At 60.9% G+C, this 21,155-nt stretch carries 18 protein-coding genes and 1 pseudogene; 7 read left to right on the top strand and 12 right to left on the bottom strand.

The features are described 5' to 3' along the window. Window positions 1-80: 80 nt before the first annotated feature. From RWK44_RS20330 to RWK44_RS20315, 4 genes are all read right to left on the bottom strand, one after another. On the bottom strand, window positions 81-1,439 hold the full coding sequence (locus RWK44_RS20330; protein ID WP_316029310.1) for an esterase-like activity of phytase family protein: 1,359 nt from the start codon (window positions 1,437-1,439) through the stop codon (window positions 81-83). A gap of 106 nt (window positions 1,440-1,545) precedes the next feature. Beyond that, window positions 1,546-2,607, bottom strand: coding sequence for an adenylate/guanylate cyclase domain-containing protein (locus RWK44_RS20325; RefSeq protein WP_020049395.1), 1,062 nt, complete (start codon window positions 2,605-2,607; stop codon window positions 1,546-1,548). Window positions 2,608-2,783: 176 nt separating this feature from the next. Then, window positions 2,784-3,929: a ribonuclease D gene (gene rnd, locus RWK44_RS20320; protein ID WP_020049396.1), complete on the bottom strand. Its 1,146-nt coding sequence runs from the start codon at window positions 3,927-3,929 to the stop codon at window positions 2,784-2,786. A 152-nt stretch (window positions 3,930-4,081) separates the two neighbouring features. Further along, window positions 4,082-5,473 (bottom strand): multicopper oxidase family protein, encoded by a 1,392-nt coding sequence (locus RWK44_RS20315; protein ID WP_316029309.1) that lies wholly within the window; start codon window positions 5,471-5,473, stop codon window positions 4,082-4,084. A 254-nt stretch (window positions 5,474-5,727) separates the two neighbouring features. Here RWK44_RS20315 and aspS point away from each other — a divergent pair, with 254 nt between their 5' ends. Beyond that, window positions 5,728-7,518 (top strand): aspartate--tRNA ligase, encoded by a 1,791-nt coding sequence (gene aspS, locus RWK44_RS20310; protein ID WP_072640771.1) that lies wholly within the window; start codon window positions 5,728-5,730, stop codon window positions 7,516-7,518. A gap of 63 nt (window positions 7,519-7,581) precedes the next feature. Here the strand turns inward: aspS and RWK44_RS20305 are convergent, their stop codons facing one another. Continuing rightward, entirely contained in the window at window positions 7,582-8,748 is a 1,167-nt protein-coding gene (locus tag RWK44_RS20305) for a serine hydrolase domain-containing protein (RefSeq protein WP_077976178.1), read from the bottom strand. A gap of 66 nt (window positions 8,749-8,814) precedes the next feature. On the opposite strand from RWK44_RS20305, the gene RWK44_RS20300 reads away from it, so the two are divergent. Next, window positions 8,815-9,456, top strand: a complete 642-nt coding sequence (locus RWK44_RS20300; RefSeq protein ID WP_221999573.1) for a TetR/AcrR family transcriptional regulator — start codon at window positions 8,815-8,817, stop codon at window positions 9,454-9,456. A gap of 59 nt (window positions 9,457-9,515) precedes the next feature. Here RWK44_RS20300 and RWK44_RS20295 read toward each other — a convergent pair whose 3' ends face one another. Further along, entirely contained in the window at window positions 9,516-10,703 is a 1,188-nt protein-coding gene (locus tag RWK44_RS20295) for a hypothetical protein (protein WP_077976180.1), read from the bottom strand. A 235-nt stretch (window positions 10,704-10,938) separates the two neighbouring features. Here RWK44_RS20295 and parC point away from each other — a divergent pair, with 235 nt between their 5' ends. Together parC and RWK44_RS20285 are read left to right on the top strand one after the other, a co-directional pair. Further along, window positions 10,939-13,194, top strand: coding sequence for a DNA topoisomerase IV subunit A (gene parC / locus RWK44_RS20290; protein WP_316029308.1), 2,256 nt, complete (start codon window positions 10,939-10,941; stop codon window positions 13,192-13,194). Between the two features lie 158 nt (window positions 13,195-13,352). Next, a complete protein-coding gene (locus RWK44_RS20285; protein ID WP_020049402.1) occupies window positions 13,353-13,811 on the top strand; it encodes an SRPBCC family protein in 459 nt (152 codons plus the stop codon). Here the strand turns inward: RWK44_RS20285 and RWK44_RS20280 are convergent. The 6 genes and pseudogenes from RWK44_RS20280 to hemB form a co-directional block, all read right to left on the bottom strand. Further along, window positions 13,795-14,193 (bottom strand): type II toxin-antitoxin system death-on-curing family toxin, encoded by a 399-nt coding sequence (locus RWK44_RS20280; RefSeq protein WP_131664276.1) that lies wholly within the window; start codon window positions 14,191-14,193, stop codon window positions 13,795-13,797. The genes RWK44_RS20285 and RWK44_RS20280 overlap by 17 nt on opposite strands. Then, window positions 14,190-14,411: an AbrB/MazE/SpoVT family DNA-binding domain-containing protein gene (locus RWK44_RS20275; protein WP_018070513.1), complete on the bottom strand. Its 222-nt coding sequence runs from the start codon at window positions 14,409-14,411 to the stop codon at window positions 14,190-14,192. Before RWK44_RS20275 ends, RWK44_RS20280 begins: the two co-directional genes overlap by 4 nt. Window positions 14,412-14,468: 57 nt before the next feature. Next, window positions 14,469-15,357, bottom strand: a pseudogene (locus RWK44_RS20270) (DMT family transporter). Then, the gene (locus tag RWK44_RS20265) at window positions 15,358-16,134 is read right to left on the bottom strand and encodes an arginyltransferase (RefSeq protein WP_168303769.1); all 777 of its coding nucleotides are present in this window, start codon (window positions 16,132-16,134) and stop codon (window positions 15,358-15,360) included. A 194-nt stretch (window positions 16,135-16,328) separates the two neighbouring features. After that, window positions 16,329-16,787: an RDD family protein gene (locus RWK44_RS20260; RefSeq protein ID WP_003547150.1), complete on the bottom strand. Its 459-nt coding sequence runs from the start codon at window positions 16,785-16,787 to the stop codon at window positions 16,329-16,331. 103 nt (window positions 16,788-16,890) lie between these two features. Then, entirely contained in the window at window positions 16,891-17,904 is a 1,014-nt protein-coding gene (gene hemB / locus RWK44_RS20255) for a porphobilinogen synthase (protein WP_206989509.1), read from the bottom strand. A gap of 232 nt (window positions 17,905-18,136) precedes the next feature. Here hemB and RWK44_RS20250 point away from each other — a divergent pair, with 232 nt between their 5' ends. The 3 genes from RWK44_RS20250 to RWK44_RS20240 all read left to right on the top strand — a co-directional run bounded on the left by RWK44_RS20250 (window position 18,137) and on the right by RWK44_RS20240 (window position 20,966). Continuing rightward, window positions 18,137-18,574: a DUF6163 family protein gene (locus tag RWK44_RS20250; protein ID WP_062940717.1), complete on the top strand. Its 438-nt coding sequence runs from the start codon at window positions 18,137-18,139 to the stop codon at window positions 18,572-18,574. A 128-nt stretch (window positions 18,575-18,702) separates the two neighbouring features. Beyond that, window positions 18,703-19,218, top strand: coding sequence for a transcriptional regulator LdtR (ldtR, locus tag RWK44_RS20245; RefSeq protein WP_003547156.1), 516 nt, complete (start codon window positions 18,703-18,705; stop codon window positions 19,216-19,218). 446 nt (window positions 19,219-19,664) lie between these two features. Then, window positions 19,665-20,966, top strand: a complete 1,302-nt coding sequence (locus RWK44_RS20240) for a L,D-transpeptidase family protein (RefSeq protein ID WP_020049414.1) — start codon at window positions 19,665-19,667, stop codon at window positions 20,964-20,966. Window positions 20,967-21,155 lie beyond the last annotated feature (189 nt).

Below are 21,155 nucleotides of genomic sequence, written 5' to 3'. Positions count from 1 at the left end.
GCACACACGGCATTCCGCCAAATATCGACCACCAAAAGGGCGGCGCCTACGCACCGCCCTCTATCTCATATCAACCCAAACTACTTCGCGTTCAGGAACTCGCCGACTTCCAGCAGGCTGAACTCGTTATTGTCGGCCTTGTCGACCGCGCGGCCGGCCGAGAAGGGCAGGTTGTTGTCGTTGCCGATGATGATGTGCGTGGCGTCGACACGGTCGACGTTTTCGATCGTCACGAACGGCATGTCGTAGACGCCGTCCTTGCTGCCGGCCTTCTTCTTGTTGTCGCTATCCTGGATGTTCATGAGGTCGATATAGCCGATCTTGCGGACGGCCTTGCCGACATTGGCGTCGTTGAACTCGATCTTGTAGACGCGCTTCAGCACGGCCGGAGCTTCGAAGCAATCCGGCTTCGGCTGCTTCGGGTCGGCGCAGGCCTTGTCCGTCGTGCCGGCGCCGTTGTCGCGCTCGATGACGAGAGCGCTCGTCTCGTCGAGCATGTTGAAGTCGCCGATCGACACACCCTTGTCCTCAAACGGATAGAACCAGCTGCGGCCGGTCCACTTCTTGGAAGCGACATCGAACTCGATGACGCGGACGGCGGTGTGGCCATCGATGGTTTCCACCGTGCCGTCATCCTTATAGATGGCGCCTTCGAGCAGGCCGTAGAGCTTGGCGCCGTCCTTCGACATGGCGAGACCTTCGAAGCCGCCGGAGCGCTTCAGATTGAAGACCGGCATCTTCGCGGCCGGGTTTGATGGAACCGAGAGAAGCGGATTGTCGGGCGAAAGCACCGGCTTGCCGTCGAGCGTCGTCGGGATGACGTCGGTGAGGCGGCCTGACATGTCGAACTTCAGGATGTAGGGACCAAATTCGTCGCCGAGCCAGAAGCCGTCGGCAACCGGCTGGATCGATTCGATGTCGAAGTCGGCGCCGGTGAGATAACGCGTGTCGGTGCCTTCGAGAACGATCGGGAACGGAGCGATCTTGTTCGGATCGGAGAGAAAGAGGTTCTTGACGACTTCAGCCTTGTTGCCAGCCCAGTCGAACTTCATCTGGTGCAGGAAGAGCATGGAGTCCGACGAGTTGGACTTCGAGCCGAAACCGTTGTCGGAGAGCGTCCAGAAGGTGCCGTCGGCCATCGTCTTGACGCCGGAGAAACCCTGGATCGGCTGGCCGTCGAAGGGAAGCTTCAGATCGGTGATGCGGGCGCCATCCTTGCCGGGAACGGTGCCGAGCGCTTCAGTGCGTTTCCGGTCCGGCGTCGTAAACTTGCCGGAATGCTTGAGGAATTCGGGGGCGTCGGCCGGCGCCGGAACCATGGTGTTGGCAGGCAGGATCGCCTGGCCGGTGAGCTTGGCCGGGAACTGCTGCTGGTCGGCCGAAGCGGAGCCCGCGACCAGGATGAAAAGCGATACGGAAGCAAAAAGGACGTTCTTCATAATATCCCCGTGGAACGGATTGCAAAGGCCTTCCGCTTAGCAGGGCTTCCGTGTCAGCGAATTGACGGTTGGGTGAAGCTTTGGTGACGTGAGGTTAAGACCGTGCTCAGCCGTGCAGAATGACCGCCGGCGTGTTCAGCACGGTGACCGCGCGCGAGGAAAGCGCCATGACCCCGAGCGCCTGGCCGCGTCCCTTCACCGCATGGGTGCCGAGATCCTCGCAGGATATGTCGTCGGGAAATTTCATGCGCCTGGCAAGCTCGCTGGAGATCAGCACCGATCGGTTCAGACTGCGGCAGAGCGTCTCCAGTCGGGCAGTGGTGTTCACCGTATCGCCGAAATAGCTGATCTTGTGATGGTCGACGCCGATTTCGGCAGTGATGATCTCGCCACCGTGGAGGGCGGCGCGGAGCTTCGGCACCTGCCCGTAATTCTTTCGCCAGCCGGCGGCATTGGCTTCGATATCGGCGAGGATATCGAAGATGCAGCGCACGCAACGCGCATCCTTGACGCCGCGGGCAAGTGGCCAGGTGATGATCGCAGCATCGCCGACATAGTCGTTGATCATGCCCTTGTTACGCCTGACGGGCTCGGCGAAGGTCGCAAACAGCGAGCTCAGCAGTTGTTGCGCCCTGAGGTCGCCGTGCTTCTCGGCAAAAGCCGTCGAATCGACGAGGTCGATGAACAGGAAGACGCGCTCTTCCTTGACCGGATTGCGGTAGCGGCTGATGAGCATGCTGAGGAAAACTTCACGACCAAGCAGTTCCCGCACACGCAAGACGAAGATCAGCATCGTGCAGACCGCAAGCGCATAGAGGAAGACTTCGAACGGCATGATGACGAGGTCGAAGAGCGACACCGGCTTCACCATGCCGAGCCACCAGAGCAGCAGGCCGGCGCAGGCAAAGCCGATGCTCATCAGGATTTCGTAGATCAGCAGCTCGGTGATGATGAAGGCGAAAGTCGGCAGCTTCTGGATGCGCCTGTAGAGTGCTCGAAACAGCACCTTGCGCTCGAAAGCGAGGATCGGCATGCCGATGAAGAGTGCGAAGATCGCCCCGATGATCGGCGTCTGATTGGAGTAGAACATCAGATCATAGATGACGCCGCTGGCCGCAAGGACGATCGTGATCAGGATCCAATTCTGTGTCGGAGATATTTCCCGCATGCCGCCTCTGCGCCGTGATGTTTCTTCCCGCCATTGTTTCAGGCCGGAAAAAACCGTCAAGCGAATTCGAAATTACAGCGCCGCGCGTCTTTTTCAGACGCGCGGCGCTGTGGCATTTGAATGACTGCATAATCTATCCTTAAATCGATGCCGATTTAAGGCGTGATGCAGTCGCCTCAGAGGCTGACGGTTTCGACCTTCCGGTCGACGAAGCGCAGAGCGATCGCGCCCTGGATCAGTTGCAGTGCCGGCTCGCCGAAAAGATCGCGCCGCCAGCCGTGCAGGGCAGCGACTTCGGCCTTCTCGCCCTCGGCGGCGATCTTGTCGAGATCTTCGCTATTGGCGATCACCTTCGGCGCCACGCCGTGTTTTTCCGAAATCAGCTTCAGCAGAACCTTCAGCAATTCGACGGCAGCAGCGGCCCCTTCGGGCGCCTGCGCCTGGCGTGGCACATGCGGCATATCGGCCTTCGGTAGAGCAAGAGCGGTGTTGACGGCCTCGATGACCGCGGCGCCGGAAGTCGAACGCTCCCAACCTTTCGGAATGGTGCGCAGACGGCCGAGCGCCTCGGTATCCTTGGGCTGTTGCTGGGCAATCTCGTAGATCGCATCATCCTTCAGCACCCGCGAACGCGGCACGTTGCGAGCCCGCGCCTCGCGTTCACGCCAGGCGGCGACAAATTTCAGGATCGCCAGCTCCTGCGGCTTGCGCAGGCGCATCTTCAGCCGCTGCCAGGCATCGTCTGGATGCATGTCGTAGGTTTCGCGCGACTCGAGAATGTCCATTTCCTCGGAGAGCCAGGAGATGCGGCCTTCGCGTTCGAGTTCCGCCTTCAGCGACAGGTAGACGTCGCGCAGGTGGGTGACGTCGGCCAGCGCATAATCCAGCTGTTTGTCCGAAAGCGGCCGGCGGCTCCAGTCGGTGAAGCGCGACGACTTGTCGATATGGACGTTCTTGATGCGGCTGACCAACTGGTCATAGGAGACGCTGTCGCCGAAGCCGCAGACCATGGCGGCGACCTGCGTGTCGAAGATCGGATGCGGTATGAGATTGCCGCGATTGAAGATGATTTCGATGTCCTGGCGCGCAGCATGAAAGACCTTCAGCACCTTCGTATCGGCCATCAGCTCGAAGAAGGGGGCGAGATCGATGCCCTTGGCAAGCGGATCGACGAGGACTTCCGTCGTCGGACTTGCCATCTGGATCAGGCAGAGCTCCGGCCAGAAGGTCGTTTCGCGCAGGAATTCGGTGTCGATGGTGATGAAGTCTGACTTGGCCAGCTCTTTGCAGGCGGCCGCCAAATCGGCGGTGGTTTCGATCATATCAATTCATTCGCAAGGAAAAGGTCGGTTAAACCTTCCTTCTCCTTTCGGTTCGATATGTCAATACAACAGCATACGCTTCGAGCATTGCTGGCTAAGAATCACGTCCAAACTGAGGCACGGCGGCAATCGCGGTGAAAGTGCAGGCAGTCTCAGCTTACCCTGAGATAGCTCGTCATTCCCGTCTTCTGGTGCTCGATGATATGGCAATGCAGCAGCCAGTCGCCGGGATTGTCGGCGACGAAGGCAAGCTGCACTTTCTCGTCCGGCTGAATGAGATAGGTATCGGAGGTGAGCGGCATCACCTTCCGCATCGAGGAGGAGATCACCGTGAAGCTCATCCCATGCAGATGGATGGGATGCGCATGCGGCGTGGTATTCTCCAGATTGAAGACATAGCTCTTGCCGAGCTTCAATTCCGCAAGCGGCGCCGTCGGATCGGGCGTGTCGCCCGGCCACGGCATCTTGTTGATGGCCCAGAAACTGTAGCCGAGCGTGCCGCAGATGCTTTCGGCGCTAGCATTCTCGGCAGTGGCGCTCAGCACCAGTGGGATCTGCTCGGCAGCGGTTAGATCGGCCTTCGGGACGGGGTTGTCGACAAGCGGCCCAAGATCGCCGATGGCGCGCTTCAACGACGATCCGATCGCGCGCAGGCTGGCGATCGTCTTCGGCGCCGTGCCGCGGATATCCTCCAGCGTCGCGACCGTGCCTTCACCATCAGGCATGCGCACGGCAAGATCGAGCCTTTGACCCGGTCCGATCTGCAGGAGGTCGAGGGAAAAACGCTTCGGCACCGGATTGCCGTCGATCGCAATCACGGTGGCGTCGGCGCCTTCCATCTTCAGCGAGAAGATCCGCGTCACGTCGGTGGCGGCAATGCGCAGCCGCACCAGACCGCCGGCCGGCGCGTCGTATCGCGGTTCCTGGTGCCAGTTGGCGGTGCGCACCGTGCCGTAGGTGCCGGTCTTGGCAGCGTCGCGCGGCCGGAAGGGGGCGATGAATTGTCCGTTGCCGCCGAGCCGCCAGTCGCGCAGGTTCAGCACCACCTCGGCATCGAATTGCGGATCGGCCGGATCTTCGACGACGATGACGCCTGTCATCCCATGCCCCATCTGCGTCAGCGTGTTGCAATGCGGATGGTACCAGAAGGTGCCGGCATCGGGCGGCGTGAAGGCATAGTCGAAGCTGTCGCCGGTATAGACGTAAGGCTGCGTCATGAACGGCACGCCGTCCATGCGGTTGTCGATGCGAAGCCCGTGCCAGTGGATCGTCGTCGGCTCGTCGAGCCCGTTTTTCAGCCGCGCCGCATAGGGCCGCCCCTTCCTCATCCTGAGAATCGGCGGCATGCCGTCATGGCCCCAGCTCATGATATCCCTGGTCGGTCCCGCCTCGGTCAGCATGGCTTCGGTCTTCACCGCCGTCAGCTGCTGCGGCTCGGGAGCCGCCTCGGCAAACCCGAATTTGCCGGCAATGCCGATGCCGACGCCATAAGCGCCCGCAACGGCGGATGCCTTCAAAAGGTTGCGTCGGCTAAGGAGAGGCATGCGGATGCTCCACGGTGAGAATGCCGATCCTTTTAAAGTTGACCGGCGGCTTCAGCAATACGGGAAGCGCGGCCAAACTGCCGCAGCATACCGGTCGCAGCCTCGCCATAAACGCGTGTCAAACGCTCGGCCGTGTGCGCCAAGCCTTGACAAATCGGAGCGTCCATGCGCTTTTCCGCCCGATTTTCTTGTCGGCGCTTGAGGGTCTTGGAACCCTTGCTGCCGTCTTAAGCCACATGCCAGGATTTGAGATCATGCATCGCTATCGCAGCCACACATGCGCCGCCCTCCGCAAGTCGGATGTCGGCTCGACCGTCCGTATCTCCGGCTGGGTTCACCGCGTTCGCGACCATGGCGGCGTTCTCTTCATCGATCTTCGCGACCATTACGGCATCACCCAAGTGGTCGCCGATCCGGACAGCCCGGCCTTCAAGATGGCGGAAACCGTGCGCGGCGAATGGGTCATCCGTATCGACGGCCTCGTCAAGGCGCGCACTGAAGATACCGTCAACAAGACCATGGCAACGGGCGAGATCGAGCTCTACGCTCAGGAGATCGAAGTTCTCTCAGCTGCCAAGGAATTGCCGCTGCCGGTCTTCGGCGAGCCGGACTATCCCGAAGACGTCCGCCTGAAGTATCGTTTCCTCGATCTTCGCCGCGAAACGCTGCACAAGAACATCGTCAAGCGCACCCAGGTCATCTCGGCCATGCGCCGCGAAATGGGCAATGTCGGCTTTACCGAATATACGACCCCGATCCTGACGGCCTCCTCGCCGGAAGGCGCGCGCGACTTCCTCGTGCCGTCGCGCATCCATCCCGGCACTTTCTATGCCTTGCCGCAGGCGCCGCAGCTGTACAAGCAGCTGCTGATGGTTGCCGGCTTCGACCGCTACTTCCAGATCGCGCCCTGCTTCCGCGACGAAGACCCGCGTGCTGATCGCCTGCCGGGCGAATTCTACCAGCTCGACCTGGAAATGAGCTTCGTCACCCAGGAAGACGTCTGGGACACGATGGGTCCGCTGATGACCTCGATCTTCGAGGAATTCGCCGAAGGCAAGCCGGTCACCAAGGAATGGCCGCGCATCCCCTATGACGAGGCGATCCGCAAATATGGCTCCGACAAGCCCGATCTGCGCAACCCGATCGTCATGGAAGCGGTCACCGAACATTTCGCCGGCTCCGGCTTCAAGGTTTTCGCAGGCATGATCGCCTCCAACCCGAAGGTCGAGATCTGGGCGATTCCGGCCAAGACCGGTGGTTCCAGAGCGTTCTGCGATCGCATGAATGCCTGGGCGCAGTCGACGGGTCAGCCTGGCCTCGGTTACATCTTCTGGCGCAAGGAAGGTGACAAGCTCGAGGGCGCCGGCCCGCTGGCAAAGAACATCGGCGAGGAGCGCACCGACGCGATCCGGACCCAGCTCGGCCTCGATGACGGTGACGCCTGCTTCTTCGTTGCAGGCGATCCGGCGAAGTTCTACAAGTTTGCCGGTGAAGCCCGCACCAAGGCCGGCGAAGAGCTGAACCTTGTCGATCGCGACCGTTTCGAACTCTGCTGGATCGTCGACTTCCCGTTCTTCGAATGGAGCGAGGAAGAAAAGAAGGTCGATTTCGCCCACAATCCATTCTCGATGCCGCAGGGCGGCCTCGACGCGCTTCAGAACCAGGATCCGCTGACCATCAAGGCGTTCCAGTACGACGCCGTCTGCAACGGCTTCGAAATCGCCTCGGGCTCGATCCGTAACCAGTCACCGGAAACCATGGTCGCCGCCTTCGAGAAGGTCGGCCTCAGCCAGCAGGATGTCGAGGATCGTTTCGGCGGCCTCTACCGCGCCTTCCAGTATGGCGCCCCCCCGCATGGTGGCGCCGCCTTCGGTATCGACCGTATCGTCATGCTGCTCGTCGGCGCGAAGAACCTGCGCGAAATCTCGCTGTTCCCGATGAACCAGCAGGCCCAGGACCTGCTGATGGGCGCGCCGAGCCCGGCAGCGCCGACGCAGCTGCGCGAGCTGTCGATCCGGCCGATCCCGCCCGTCAAGAAAGATTGAGATCGCCTGATCCCGAATGCAAAAGCCCGGCAATCGCCGGGCTTTTCTGCTTGGTTCGGTCGGTCACAATGCCGCGTAGATCGCCTCGCGAAGATCGACCGTGAATTTTCCCCACATGCCTTCAAGCGTCGTGTTGGTCAGCGCAACGACGGTCAGCCCATTGACCGGGTCGATGAACCAGCTATGGCCGTAGACGCCGCCCCATTTCAGCGTGCCCTTGGGGAAGGGGACGCCTGCCTCGGCCGGATTGGTGATGACCGACCAGCCGAAGCCAAAGCCGGAGCCGGGTTCGTGCCGCTGGCGCTGGCCGTCAGCCTGGTCCGTCGTCATCATCCCTACAGTTTCGGTCGAGAGCAGCGGTGCGCCACCCCTGCGGATGGTGTCGAGTATGGTCAGGATATCACCCGCCGTTCCCGCCATGCCGGCGCCGCCCGAATGATAAGAGGCGGGGTCGAAGATGCGGTTCGGCGCGAAGCGGATGGGACCCATCAGCGACGTCACCAGCGCAGTCTCGCCCATCAGCGCCGGTTCGGGTGAAGCGTCCATATAGGCCGCTGCCAGCCGGCTGTGGTCGCGAACCGAAAACGCGGTATCGGAAAGTCCAAGCGGTTTCGTCACCAGTTCGGCGACGGCCGCGCCCAGCGGCACGCCGGTTTCCGCCTCGATGACGCCGCCCAGAACATCCATGGCGACGGAATATTGCCAGTCGCTGCCCGGCGCGAAGCGCAGTGGCGTGCTGGCGATCCGCCGCAGGTTTTCGGCCAGCGGCAGCCCGGGTTTGTCGAGGCCGTCGGAAACGCCGGCGCGGGTATAAGAATCGTCCTCTTCGAAGAAGCTGTAGCTGAGGCCCGACGTATGGGTCAGCAGGTGGCGGATGCGAATGGTTGCTTCACTGCCGTCAGGCAGCCTCGGCCGGAAGTCCGGCAGCCATCTCGTCACCGGGTCGTCGAGCCCGATTCTTCCCTGCTCGACGAGCCGCATTGCGGCGATGGTGACGATCGGCTTGGTGATGGAGGCAAGCCTGAAGACGGTGTCCTCGCGCATCGCCAGACCGCTTTCGCGGTCGGCAAGGCCGGCGGCGCGGCGATGGACGATCTCTCCGTCGCGGGCGATAAGCACCACCGTTCCCACAAGCCGTTTGTCGTCGAGAGCACTTGTGATGGCCGCATCGACTGCAGCTGCAAGCGATGAATTCCTGTCGGCGTCTGCCATTTCGAGGGGAAGACTCATCAGATTAAACCTTCTATAATCACAATGACCGTTCCTGAATACAGAAAGCTGCCTCGAATTTCTAGAGTGATCATTGTGAAAAATAGCCGAGACGTGGAAAATTCTACCGCCCGCCGCCGCGGCCGTCCGCCGGCCTTCGACCGCGACACCGTTCTCTCGGCGGCGCGCGAGACTTTCTGGGCGCATGGATATGAGGGCGCCTCGATCGCCGATCTCACCGCCGCCATGGGTATCACGCCGCAAAGCCTCTATGCCGCCTTCAACTCGAAGGCCGATCTCTACCGCGCTGCGCTGGAGCAATACCGAGGGCTGGGCGCCGACACTTTTTCCGTGCTCGGCGAGCCGATCGACACCGTCTCCGCCTTCGAGCGCATATTGCGGGGCTCGGCTGAGATTTTCTCGGCGCCGGAGCATCCGAAAGGCTGCATGATCTCGACGGCCGTGCTGAACTGCGCCAGCGAGAACGAGGTGATCGCCGACCATGTTGCGGCGCTGCGCCGTCGGTCGCTGGACGCTTTCACGGCGAGGATCGAGCGTGGCATCCACGAGGGCGACATGAAGCCAGAGACGAACCCCCGCGCGCTGGCACGGTTCCTCGGTGCCATCATCCAGGGCATGTCGGTGCAGGCGAGGGATGGCGCATCGCTAGGGGAGTTGCTTGATATCGCAGTCCTCGCCATCGCCGAGGTCGCCCGTCATCGCGCATGAAAACGAAAAGGCCCGGCAGCACCGAACTGCCGGGCCTTTTCGCCGCGAGATCGAAGCGATCAGTCGTTGGCGGTAACCTTGACGCCAAGCACCTGCGGCAGCGTGTTCGGAGCGCCCATGGCGGCGCCCACGATCGTCGGGAACGGCACCGGCTTTTCAGGAGCGGCCTTGACGGTCAGGCTCTTCGGATCGTCGAGGAAGGTGTTGACCGCAGCCGAAATGGCGTTTTGCAGTTCCGGGATATTGAGCTGCGCCAGCATGATCGGCGTCATCGCCTTCAACGAATCCGCCATCTGCTTGCCGGATATGTTCTGCTGTGAACCGGCATAATCGAGCGCGCGCTTGGTGATCGAGGCGTCTTCGAAACGCACCTGCGCGGCCTCGAAGGACAACTGCTGCATCAGGCCGAGCATGGCAAGGCCAAGCGCTTGTTGCGACTCTTCCTTGTTCGGGTTGGCTTCGGATTGCTTCATCGCATCCTGCAGCGACTTCACGAAGGCCATCGTGTAGCCCGAGATCTTGAAGCCAAGGTTCAGCTTGCCGATGTTGGTGAAGTCGAAGGCGAATTCCGAAATGTCGATCGTGCCGGGGGCAAGTTCCCAGGCACCCTTCATGGTGATGTCGCCCTGGATGTGCTGCAGGGCCAGCTTCTCGATTGCGTCCTTGCTCTGCGGATCCTCGGCTTTGCTGAGATCGGCTTTCATGCTTTTGAAGGCGCCGTCGAAATCGAAGCCGGATTCGTCTTCGCGCAGCGTCAGGTTGACGTCGCTTTCGAGCACCGAGAACAATTCCGCCCCATCCTTGACCACCTTCAGCGGGCCGGTATGGGCAGTTTCGTAGAGCATCATGGTATCGAGCGTGTCGCCGCCCGGCGTTGCCGGGATCGAGATGCCGCCGAGCGTCAGCTCCTGCGCCGTGACCGTGACGCCGTCTTTCGTGGTGTTGATATCGGGGAAGGCGGCCTCTTCGATGTAATAGCCGCCATCCTCGTCTTCTTCGACGCCGGAAAGAGTGACTTCGCCAACGGCCAGGCTTTCGCCACCGGCCGATTTGACGCTGACATTCTTCAGCGTCGCGGTCGTGCCGTCGATATCGACGCTGTCAGCCGAAATGGTTCCGCCTTGTGCGGCATAGGCGGCATTGAGCTTCTTCAGCAGATCGGCACCGTCGAGAGCGAAAGCCGAGCCGGCAAGCGATAAAAAGGCTGCGCTCGACAGCATCAGCCGCGTTGTCCGGTAAAAGTTCATGGGGTGGTTCCTCTGGTGGCGTGGTGGCGGTTGGAAATCTGCAGTGACGCTACTACGGATTGGACCTGCTTTATATTTGCCGACCTCTAAATTTTTGTTGAGAGGAACGGCAAACGAAGTCCAAATTGCGGCGGCGCGTTTGTCTCATCCTTTGATGACGGTCCGAAGACTTCATCCACAGCTGCAATGGCCCCGATTCCTTGCCCGCCGGCCTCTTCTGAGCTAGTCAGAACCTATGGGACAAGAGATTTTGCCGCCTTCAGGCGGAGACGACGATCACATCCAGCCGGTCGACCTCAAGGCGGCGCTCGAGCAGCGTTACCTTGCCTATGCGTTGTCGACCATCATGCACCGCGCCTTGCCTGACGTGCGCGACGGGCTGAAGCCTGTCCATCGCCGCATCGTTTATGCGATGAACGAGATGGGGCTGAGGCCGAACTCGGCCTTCAGGAAATGCGCCAAGATCGTCGGCGAGGTGATGGGTAACTACCATCCGCACGGCGACCAGTCGATTTACGATGCGCTTGCCCGTCTCGCCCAGGATTTCTCGCAGCGCTACACGCTGGTCAACGGCCAGGGCAATTTCGGCAATATCGACGGCGATAGCCCCGCCGCTATGCGTTACACCGAATCGAAGATGACGGCGGTTTCCGAACTGCTGCTCGAAGGCATCGATCAGGATGCCGTCGATTTCCGCGACACTTACGACGAATCGAATTCCGAGCCGGTCGTCCTTCCCGGCGCCTTCCCGAACCTGCTCGCCAACGGCTCCTCCGGCATCGCCGTCGGCATGGCGACCTCGATCCCGTCGCACAATGCCCACGAGCTTTGCGATGCCGCCCTGCATCTGATCAAACATCCCGATGCGACCGTCGAAAAGCTCGTCGAATTCATTCCCGGCCCGGATTTCCCCACCGGCGGCATCATCATCGACAACCGCGAAAGCATTATCGAGAGCTACCGCACCGGCCGCGGCGGTTTCCGCGTACGGGCGAAATGGCAGACGGAAGATCTCGGCCGCGGCGGCTACCAGATCGTCATCACCGAAATTCCCTTCCAGGTGCAGAAATCGCGGCTGATCGAGAAGATCGCCGAGCTGCTGATCGCCCGCAAGCTGCCGCTGCTGGAAGATATCCGCGACGAATCGGCCGAAGACATTCGTGTCGTGCTGGTGCCGAAGACCCGCAGCGTCGATCCGACGATCCTGATGGAATCGATGTTCAAGCTGACGGAGCTCGAAAGCCGCTTCCCGCTCAACATGAACGTGCTCTCCATGGGCCGCATCCCGCGGGTCATGGCGCTGAACGAGGTGCTGAAGGAGTGGCTGGATCACCGCCGCGAAGTCCTGCAGCGCCGTTCGCGCTTCCGTCTGGCGGCGATCGACAGACGCCTCGAAATCCTCAGCGGCCTGCTGGTCGCCTACCTCAACATCGATGAGGTCATCCGCATCATCCGCGAGGAGGACGAGCCGAAGCCGGTGATGATGGCGCGCTGGGATCTCACCGACAATCAGGTCGAGGCGATCCTCAATATGCGGTTGCGCGCCTTGCGCAAGCTGGAAGAGTTCGAGATCCGCAAGGAATTCGGCGAACTCACCAAGGAGAAGGGCGAGATCGAGGCGTTGCTTTCCTCCGACGACAAGCAGTGGCAGACGGTCGCCTGGGAAATCGGCGAAGTGAAGAAGAAATTCGCCAAGGCGACCGAGGTCGGCCGCCGCCGCACCCAGTTTGCCGACGCGCCCGAGACCGATGAGGAAGCAATTCAGCAGGCGATGATCGAGAAGGAACCGATCACCGTCGTCATTTCCGAAAAGGGCTGGATCCGCGCGTTGAAGGGCCATATCGCCGATACGGCGGCGCTGACCTTCAAGGAAGGCGACGGCTTGAGGATCGCCTTCCCGGCGCAGACGACGGACAAGATCCTGATCGTCACCACCGGCGGCAAGGCCTTCACGCTCGGTGGCGACAAGCTGCCGGGCGGCCGCGGTCACGGCGAGCCGCTGCGCATCATCGTCGATATGGATAACGACCAGGCGGTGCTGACCGCTTTCGTCCATGATCCCTCGCGCAAGCAGCTGATTGTCTCGACCGCCGGCAACGGCTTCGTCGTTTCGGAGGCCGAGCTGGTCGCCAATACCCGCAAGGGCAAGCAGATCATGAACGTCGCGCTGCCCGAGGAAACGCAGTTGCTCGTGCCCGTCAGCGGCGACCATGTCGCCGTTGTCGGCGAAAATCGCAAGCTGCTGGTCTTCCCCTTAGCGCAAGTGCCGGAAATGTCGCGCGGCAAGGGCGTGCGTCTGCAGCGCTACAAGGATGGCGGCATTTCCGATGTCCGCTGCTTCGCGATATCAGACGGCCTCGTCTGGGAAGACAGCGCCGGCCGCACGTTCACGAAGAACAAGGACGAACTTGCCGAATGGTTGGCCGACCGCGCCACTGCCGGTCGCACCGTGCCCAAGGGCTTCCCGCGCAGCGGCAAATTCGCCGGCTGAGGCCTAAAAATTCCGCGCCCGACTCTTGGCGGGCGCGACAATTCCTCTATTTCACTCCTGTTACCAAAAATATGAACAGGCCGGCTCCGAAGGCGGACGGAATGGCCGTGGCCCGTGCGCTTGGGGAAAGTGCGCGCGCCATTAACGGAGGAAAATCGATGCCCGCCAGCACCATCAAATTGCATGTCAGCCACACCTACAAAGCGCCGCCCGCTGTCGTCTACGACGCCTGGCTCAACCCCGAAATCGCCCGCCGCTTCTTGTTTGCGACCGATGACGGTCATGTCATTCGCGCCGATATCGATCCGCGTGTCGGCGGCCGTTTCTTCGTCGTCGACCGCCGCCCGACCGGCGACGCTTTTCATCAGGGCGTTTTCCTGGAATTGAAGCGCCCGCAGCGCATGGTCTTCAGCTTTTCCGTCGAGGAGCATGATCACAATTGCGACCGCGTCGAGATCGACATCGAGCCTCTCGACGGCGGCAGTCGTCTGACGCTGACCCATGAAATGTGCGCCGAATGGGCCGAACAGGAGGAAAAGACCAGGAAGGGCTGGGCTCATGTGGTCGAGGGGCTTGGCAGGGAACTGGAGCAGCAGCAGTTCAAGGCGACGGGTTGAGCGGTATGCAGAAATCCCGCAGGAAGCGGGTCGCACCTTCTTCGTCGATCTCGCCGGCGGCTACCTCTAATACAAATGCAATAACCTGCGCGTTGTCGGCATTGATGACATAGCGGTTGATGTAGAGAAAGGTAAACGCCGCGAGATAGCCGGTACGCTTGTTTCCATCCACGAATGGGTGGTTTCTGACAATGGCATAGAGATAGGCTGCGGCGAGTACGAAGATGTCCGTCTCGCCGTATGCAGCCTTGTTAAGCGGGCGTGCCAAGCTGGTTTCCAATGCGTTGGCATCCCGCAGGCCAGCCAGACCGCCATGCTCGGCAATTTGCTCATCGTGCATATTTTCAATTGCTTGGCGGCTTAGCCACTTAAGCCGTATCATTTCGCGAGTTCGCGGAGTGCCACCCGATATTTTTCCATGCCGATGCGGGCTGCCCGCATTTGCTCGGCGAGATCGGCCGATTCCGGTACAAGCTGAATATTACCCTCGATCTCTCGCAGTTCGAGGCTGTCGCCGCTACTCAGGCCCAACCGCTGCAGCACCTCTTTAGGGATGATTACACCCTCGGAATTTCCGATCTTGCGGATTGTGACGTTCATCGCTTTGCCCTCTGTGGTAACGGAGTTATAACATCAAGTCGAGCAGACGACAATGTCTTAACCCGCCATTTGCCTGATGCTTCTTCTTTGCACCATCCAGACGGAATGCGCTGCGATCGCCATCACCAGGATGCCGCCGCCGACCAGCGTCATCGGCGCCGGCGTTTCCGCAAAGATCAGCCAGACCCAGATCGGTGCGAGCACGGTTTCGAGGAGGTAGAACATGCCCACCTCCGGCGCGGAGAGGTAACGCGGCCCGGTCGCCAGACACCAGAGGGCAAGCGGCATCATGACCGCGCCGTTAAAGAGGATCCAGGCCGGATGCTCGATCGAAAAACCGCCTGCCGGCATGATTAAGATCAGGCCGACCGCCGCCGGCAGCACCGTCGAAAGCAGCGAGACAAAGCCCATCTCCCGGCGCGATGCGCGGCTGATGGTGATGGCGGCGGCAATGATCAAGGCGGTAAGCAGCGCCATAATATCGCCGAAGAGATGGCCGCCCGAAAGCCCGTCCCGCACGATCAGGCCGACGCCGAAGATCATCGCCGCCATGGCGATCAGCGTTGCCAGCGCCGGCCGCTCCTTGAGGAAAATCCAGGAAAGAAGCGCGGCGAACATCGGATTGAAGGCGACGATGAAAAACGACATTCGCCGTCGAGGTGTTGAAAACGGCGAGAAGGAAGACCACCGTCGTCAGGCCGTAGAGCAGACCGGTGACGAGGCCCGGCCAGCCCGGCACCAGCAGCGGCCAGCGCCCATTGGCGATCCTGAGCACTGTGGCGACCAGAAGCGTCACGCCAAGGGTCGCGATGCTTCTCGCGGCCAGGATCGACCACAGCTCGCCGTCGGCGAGCCTCATCAGCGGGATATCCACGGAAAGCGCCAGCCCGCCGATCGCCGTCAGCAGCAGGCCCTTCCGATGGTCGGAAAGAGCGGTGGGGAACATTCAGTCGTGGGTGCTCTCGGGCATGGATGAGGGATCGAAGCGTTCCCAGCCGCGCGGGGTCAGATGCTCCTGCGGCTGGAAGCGCGTCTTGTAGTCCATTTTCCGCGACCCTTGAACCCAGTAGCCCAGGTAGACATGCGGCAGTCCCAGCGCTTTCGTGCGCCTGACATGATCGAGAATCATGAAGGTGCCGAGCGAACGCCGCTCGAGTGCCGGATTGAAATAGGAATAGACCATCGACAGCCCGTCGCTCATCGTGTCGGTCAGCGCAGCGCCAAGCAGCTCGCCCTTCGGGCGCTGCTCCAGTCCCGAGCCTTCCTCACGCAGGCGATATTCGATGATTCTCGTATTCACATGCGTGTCTTCCACCATGATGGCATAGTCGAGCACGGTCATGTCGGACATGCCGCCCTGCTGGTGGCGAAAATCGAGATAGCGTCGGAAGAGCGAATATTGCTCGCTGGAAGGCTGGGCTGCGAATTCGGTAGCGATGACGTCGGAATTAGCGGCAAGCACCCGCTTCATCGATTTCGTCGGTTCGAATTCCTCGGCGAGAATTCGCACGGAAACACAGGCGCGACAGGATTCGCAGGCCGGGCGATAAGCGATGTTCTGCGAGCGGCGAAAACCGCCCTGCGTCAGGATGTCGTTCATCTCGGCGGCGCGCGGGCCGACCAGATGGGTGAACACCTTGCGCTCCATCTCATGCGGCAGGTACGGACACGCAGCCGGAGCCGTCAGATAAAACTGCGGGGATGGCGTTGTCTGCGTATTCATTTGTCGCGGAAATTTCCTTGTCGAGACCGTGCCGTTTCCTGACAGCATGACCTAAGAATAAAAAACGTCAACAGCCGGGCGCTTTTCGCCCTTCATATCAGTCTTCTAATTTCAGATATGGAGCGCCTGCGCCCACCGGCAAAGGGAGGGCGGAGACTTTATTTGGTCTCCGCCCCGGGGTCGCAGTTAGTGTCTCAGGCCGTGCGCACCGTCGCCGTGCCCACAAGCAGGTCGTGAACGAGACGGCTGCGTTCGATGAACAGGCCGGCAAGCAGGATGAGCGGTGTCAGTACCGAGTTGAGGATCCAGAACAGTGCCAGATGCACGATCGCTGTCATGAAATCCATCGGCCGTCCGTCGACGCGCACGATCGCAATTCCCATGGCGCGCATGCCGAGCGAGGCCTGGCTCGGCCCGCCCACCGTCAGGCCGAAGTAAATGCCGGCGACGATGACGAAGAGGGCAGGGTAGAGAAAGAAGCCGAGCCCCAGCGTGACGATCGACAGGAAGAACAGCACGATCGCCGCGGGAATGCAGAGCAGCGCCACGATGACGTAGTCGAGGATGAAGGCGAAGACCCGGCGGCTCAACACGCCGCTATAGGCGCGCCAGTCCTCCGGTGCGGCATAAAGCGGATTAGGGTTGTAGCTCATCTCAATCTCCTCAGGAAAAGCGATGCCGCTGATATGGTATCGGCAGGGCCAAATGCAATAATCTGCCCTGGGTGCGGATGATTTTAGGCCGGATCGGCCAGAATCAGCGTTTGATGAGAATCTTCGCCACTTCGACCGCGAAATAGGTGAGGACGCCGTCGCAGCCCGCCCGCTTGAACGACAGCAGCGTTTCGAGCATCGCCCGCTCGCCATCGATCCAGCCATTCATCGCCGCCGCCTTGATCTGCGTATATTCGCCGGAGACCTGGTAGGCGAAGGTCGGCAGGCCGAAGGCCTCCTTCATCCGCCAGCAGATATCGAGATAGGGCAGGCCGGGCTTGACCATCAGCATGTCGGCGCCTTCCTCGACGTCGAGGGCAGCGTCGCGGATCGCCTCGGTGCCGTTGGCGGGGTCGATATAATAGGTCTTCTTGTCGCCTTTCAGCAGCCCGCCCGTCGAGATCGCCTCGCGATAGGGACCGTAGAAGGCGGAGGCGAATTTCGTCGCATAGCTCATGATGCCGACGCTCTGGTGGCCGGCCGCATCGAGCGCCATGCGGATCGCGCCGATGCGTCCGTCCATCATCTCAGACGGCGCGATGATGTCGGCGCCGGCATCCGCCTGCATCACGGCGGCGCGCGCCACCTGGTCGACCGTCTCGTCATTGACGATCTCGCCGCCTCTGAGAATGCCGTCATGGCCGTGGCTGGTGAAGGGATCGAGCGCGACGTCGGTAATGATGCCGATATTAGGCACTGCCTTCTTGATCGCCGCCGTCGCCTGATTGATCAGGTTGTTGGCTTCGAGGCTGTTCGAGCCGGTCTCGTCGCGCAGCTCCATCTCGATATTCGGAAAGGTGGCGAGTGCGGGAATGCCGAGGCCGGCGGCTTCCCGCGCCGCTTCGACGGCCTTGTCGATGCTCATGCGGTTGACGCCCGGCATGGCCGGGATCGGATCGATGATGCCGGAACCTGGTACGATGAAGATCGGCCAGATCAGGTCATCGACCGTCAGCCGGTTCTCCTGCACCAGCCGGCGCGTCCAATCCGCCTTGCGGTTGCGCCGCATGCGGCGATGGCCGGTGATGTCGTCGACGAGATGCGTCCTGTCCTGCATGATATCTGTCCCTGGCCCATTCCATTTATCGGAGCGCTCATTATCATGGCGCCTGGAAAATCCAAACCGGACGATTGGCCGCGGCGGAAGAACCTCTGGCGCATGATGCCGATAATCGGAATCGATTTTTCGGGGGTATGCGCAAACTCAAAGTGATAAAGCGTTCTCCAGCGCGTCTGTCGGACACGCGGCGTTCTTTATGAAGATGCAACCCCAAACCGATGTCTGCGCTATGGAAACCGATACCCCGACGATACCGAAACGCACACTGGCGGATATCCTCTTCATTCTCTTCCTGAGACTGGTTGCCTTATCCTGCTTCTGGTTCGGCCTGCAATACTGGGCGATGCTCGTCGGCTATTCGCTGGTCGGCGCCGGCCGCTTCGATCTTTTGAGCCTGCCGTGGAAGGTGGCGAGCACCAGCCTCGCCGTGCTCTTCCCCGTCGCCTCCCTCGGCCTCTGGCTCACCGTCTCCTGGGGGCCCGTCATCTGGGTGCTGGCCGCCGGCGGACAAATCCTCATGTATGGCCTGCTGCCGGATATTTTCGGCCCCAACCAGCTGATCATCCTGCTGCATGTCATCGTCGCCGTGGTTTACCTGATTTTCCGCCTGCTGCTCTGGCTGGAAAAGCGCCGGCATCGCCGCCAGGTAAGTGTTGATTTACCCTGAGACAACGTGGAGTTACCGGTAAGGCTCCGTTAAGCCTGCGGTTTAAGTCGAATTTTATATGTATTCGATAGGGTCTCACTCAAGGCGGGAAGAAAACACACCGCTAAACAAACAGTGAGGCAGTCAATATGAACACGAAAATCAAGCCGCAGGCGGTATCGACCTTCCGTGACCAGCAGGACCACGACATCCGTGATCTTTACATGGAATCCCTTCATCTCGTTGAACGTCTGCACCGTCGTCTTCTCGACGTCATCAAGGACGAATTCGACCGTCAGGGTCGCAGCGACGTCAACGCCATCCAGGCGCTGCTCCTTTTCAACATCGGCAATTCCGAGCTGACCGCCGGCGAGCTGCGCTCGCGTGGCTACTATCTCGGCTCCAACGTCTCCTACAACGTCAAGAAGCTGGTCGATCTCGGCTTCATCAACCACCAGCGCTCGCGCATCGACCGCCGCTCGGTCCGCATCAGCCTGACCGAAACCGGCCAGGACATCGCCGAAACGGTGGCCAAGCTCTACGAACGCCACATCGCCTCGATCGACAAGGTCGGCGGCATCGGCACGGACGAGTTCACCCAGATGAACAAACTGCTCCAGCGTCTGGACCGTTTCTGGAACGATCAGATTTTGTATCGCCTTTAAGACCCCTGACCTCCTTCCAGGGTTGACCAAAACCGGATGCGGCCCTGCGTGTCCGGTTTTGCCGTTTGCTCTTGCGTGGCACCTTTGCAACGCAGGGCGGGCCAAGCGGTCTCGCGTGTTTTCAAGCCGTTTTTTAGCCGTTATTAACCGGCACGCTTTACCCCGTCATATGGTTCGTTGCGTCCTGTTTCCGGCAGTCGGCATGTCCGTCTTCCGGCCCGGCAACACGAATTGGCCATATTGGTGTGGCAGCGGAAGGCCTAACAACCGGCGCTTTCAATAGACCGATCAGGAATGTTCAGGCTGCCGCATCGCAATCTTGTGATGGGGCAAGCGGAATTTTTCGGTGCGCCGGGACAACGAATGGACTGGGATCTGCGTTAAAGCGCAGTGATATCGCAAAAGGCCGCAGATTCTCTTTATAGCGGCATTCAGTGGTTGGGACTATGTCGAAGAAAAACGGAATTGAAGCTCTCTCGCGCCGCGCCTTCCTTGCGTCCGCGGCAACGGTTGGCGCCGGCGCGCTTGCCGCGCCGGCATTCGCGCAATCGGCGCTCGATACGCTGATCAATGCGCCGCGCCGCGGCAACTGGGACGACCAGTTTGACGCCAAGGCGGCGTCGCGCACAGCGACCGCCATGGTTTCCAACACGCCGATCCTCGGACCGCAATCGGTCGCGAGCGCGCAGCAGGCAATTATGCAGTATCAGCAGATCGCCGCAGCCGGCGGCTGGCCTGAGGTCAACCCCGGTGACCAGCGCCTCCAGCTCGGCGTCAGCTCTCCCGCCGTCCAGGCGCTGCGCCAGCGCCTTGCGATCACCGGCGATCTGCCACGCGAGGCCGGCCTGTCCAACGCCTTCGATTCCTATGTCGACGGCGCCGTCAAGCGCTTCCAGGCGCGTCACGGCCTGCCGGCCGATGGCGTTATCGGCGAATTCACGCTGAAGGCGATGAACATCCCTGCCGATGTCCGCCTGCAGCAGCTGAACACCAATGTCGTCCGTTTGCAGACCTTCCCTGAAGACTTGGGCCGCCGTCACCTGATGGTCAACATCCCTGCCGCCTATGTGGAGGCTGTTGAAGACGGCAGTGTCGCGACGCGCCACACCGCGGTTGTCGGCCGTCTCAGCCGCCCGACGCATCTCGTCAATTCGAAGATCTACGAGGTCATCCTCAATCCTTATTGGACGGCACCACGCTCGATCGTCGAGAAAGACATCATGCCGCTGATGCGCAAGGATCCGACCTATCTCGAAAAGAATGCCATCCGCCTGCTCGACGGCAAGGGCAATGAAGTCGCCCCCGAGACCATCGACTGGAACGGCGAGGCGCCGAACCTGATGTTCCGCCAGGACCCCGGCAAAACCAATGCCATGGCGTCGACCAAGATCAACTTCTACAATAAAAACGGCGAGTACATGCACGACACGCCGCAGCAGGGCTTGTTCAACAAGCTGATGCGCTTTGAATCGTCGGGCTGCGTCCGCGTTCAGAACGTGCGCGACCTGACGAACTGGCTGCTGCGCGAGACCCCCGGCTGGAACCGCCAGCAGATGGAGCAGGTGATCGCAACCGGCGTCAACACGCCGATCAAACTCGCCGCGGAAGTTCCGGTCTATTTCGTCTATATCTCTGCCTGGGGCATGCCCGACGGCATCGTCCAGTTCCGCGACGACATCTATCAGATGGACGGCAATGCGGAGCTGGCGCTCGACACCACGGCTGGCATGGAACAGCCGGTCCAGTAAGCGGCGACCTCTGCATCGCAATTTGAAAACCGCGCTTTTTCCGGCGCGGTTTTTTTATGTCGGAGAAGCGGTTCTTGAGATGGCCGCCAAAGATCGGCACGGAGCGACCGCAAAAGAGCGTGAGCGCGCGCTTTGCTCAGCAAATGTCGTTCCTCGTATTGCTCTCGCCACGGCGGAAGGCTAATACCT

The organism is Rhizobium sp. 25PS6, from assembly GCF_032464655.1.
Taxonomy (GTDB): domain Bacteria; phylum Pseudomonadota; class Alphaproteobacteria; order Rhizobiales; family Rhizobiaceae; genus Rhizobium; species Rhizobium laguerreae.
The sequence above is the reverse complement of the archived record's forward strand: the minus strand, read 5'-3'. Positions and strand labels throughout refer to the sequence as shown.

What these genes read in the sequence shown, in the direction of transcription:
- parC (WP_316029308.1), top strand. Translation starts at nt 10,939, where the DNA reads ATGGGACAAGAGATTTTGCCGCCTTCAGGCGGAGACGACGATCACATC.
- RWK44_RS20305 (WP_077976178.1), bottom strand. Translation starts at nt 8,748, where the DNA reads ATGAGTCTTCCCCTCGAAATGGCAGACGCCGACAGGAATTCATCGCTT.
- hemB (WP_206989509.1), bottom strand. Translation starts at nt 17,904, where the DNA reads ATGCAGGACAGGACGCATCTCGTCGACGACATCACCGGCCATCGCCGC.
- RWK44_RS20240 (WP_020049414.1), top strand. Translation starts at nt 19,665, where the DNA reads ATGTCGAAGAAAAACGGAATTGAAGCTCTCTCGCGCCGCGCCTTCCTT.
- RWK44_RS20330 (WP_316029310.1), bottom strand. Translation starts at nt 1,439, where the DNA reads ATGAAGAACGTCCTTTTTGCTTCCGTATCGCTTTTCATCCTGGTCGCG.
- RWK44_RS20260 (WP_003547150.1), bottom strand. Translation starts at nt 16,787, where the DNA reads ATGAGCTACAACCCTAATCCGCTTTATGCCGCACCGGAGGACTGGCGC.
- aspS (WP_072640771.1), top strand. Translation starts at nt 5,728, where the DNA reads ATGCATCGCTATCGCAGCCACACATGCGCCGCCCTCCGCAAGTCGGAT.
- RWK44_RS20295 (WP_077976180.1), bottom strand. Translation starts at nt 10,703, where the DNA reads ATGAACTTTTACCGGACAACGCGGCTGATGCTGTCGAGCGCAGCCTTT.
- ldtR (WP_003547156.1), top strand. Translation starts at nt 18,703, where the DNA reads ATGAACACGAAAATCAAGCCGCAGGCGGTATCGACCTTCCGTGACCAG.
- RWK44_RS20325 (WP_020049395.1), bottom strand. Translation starts at nt 2,607, where the DNA reads ATGCGGGAAATATCTCCGACACAGAATTGGATCCTGATCACGATCGTC.
- rnd (WP_020049396.1), bottom strand. Translation starts at nt 3,929, where the DNA reads ATGATCGAAACCACCGCCGATTTGGCGGCCGCCTGCAAAGAGCTGGCC.
- RWK44_RS20280 (WP_131664276.1), bottom strand. Translation starts at nt 14,193, where the DNA reads ATGATACGGCTTAAGTGGCTAAGCCGCCAAGCAATTGAAAATATGCAC.
- RWK44_RS20315 (WP_316029309.1), bottom strand. Translation starts at nt 5,473, where the DNA reads ATGCCTCTCCTTAGCCGACGCAACCTTTTGAAGGCATCCGCCGTTGCG.
- RWK44_RS20275 (WP_018070513.1), bottom strand. Translation starts at nt 14,411, where the DNA reads ATGAACGTCACAATCCGCAAGATCGGAAATTCCGAGGGTGTAATCATC.
- RWK44_RS20285 (WP_020049402.1), top strand. Translation starts at nt 13,353, where the DNA reads ATGCCCGCCAGCACCATCAAATTGCATGTCAGCCACACCTACAAAGCG.
- RWK44_RS20265 (WP_168303769.1), bottom strand. Translation starts at nt 16,134, where the DNA reads ATGAATACGCAGACAACGCCATCCCCGCAGTTTTATCTGACGGCTCCG.
- RWK44_RS20250 (WP_062940717.1), top strand. Translation starts at nt 18,137, where the DNA reads ATGGAAACCGATACCCCGACGATACCGAAACGCACACTGGCGGATATC.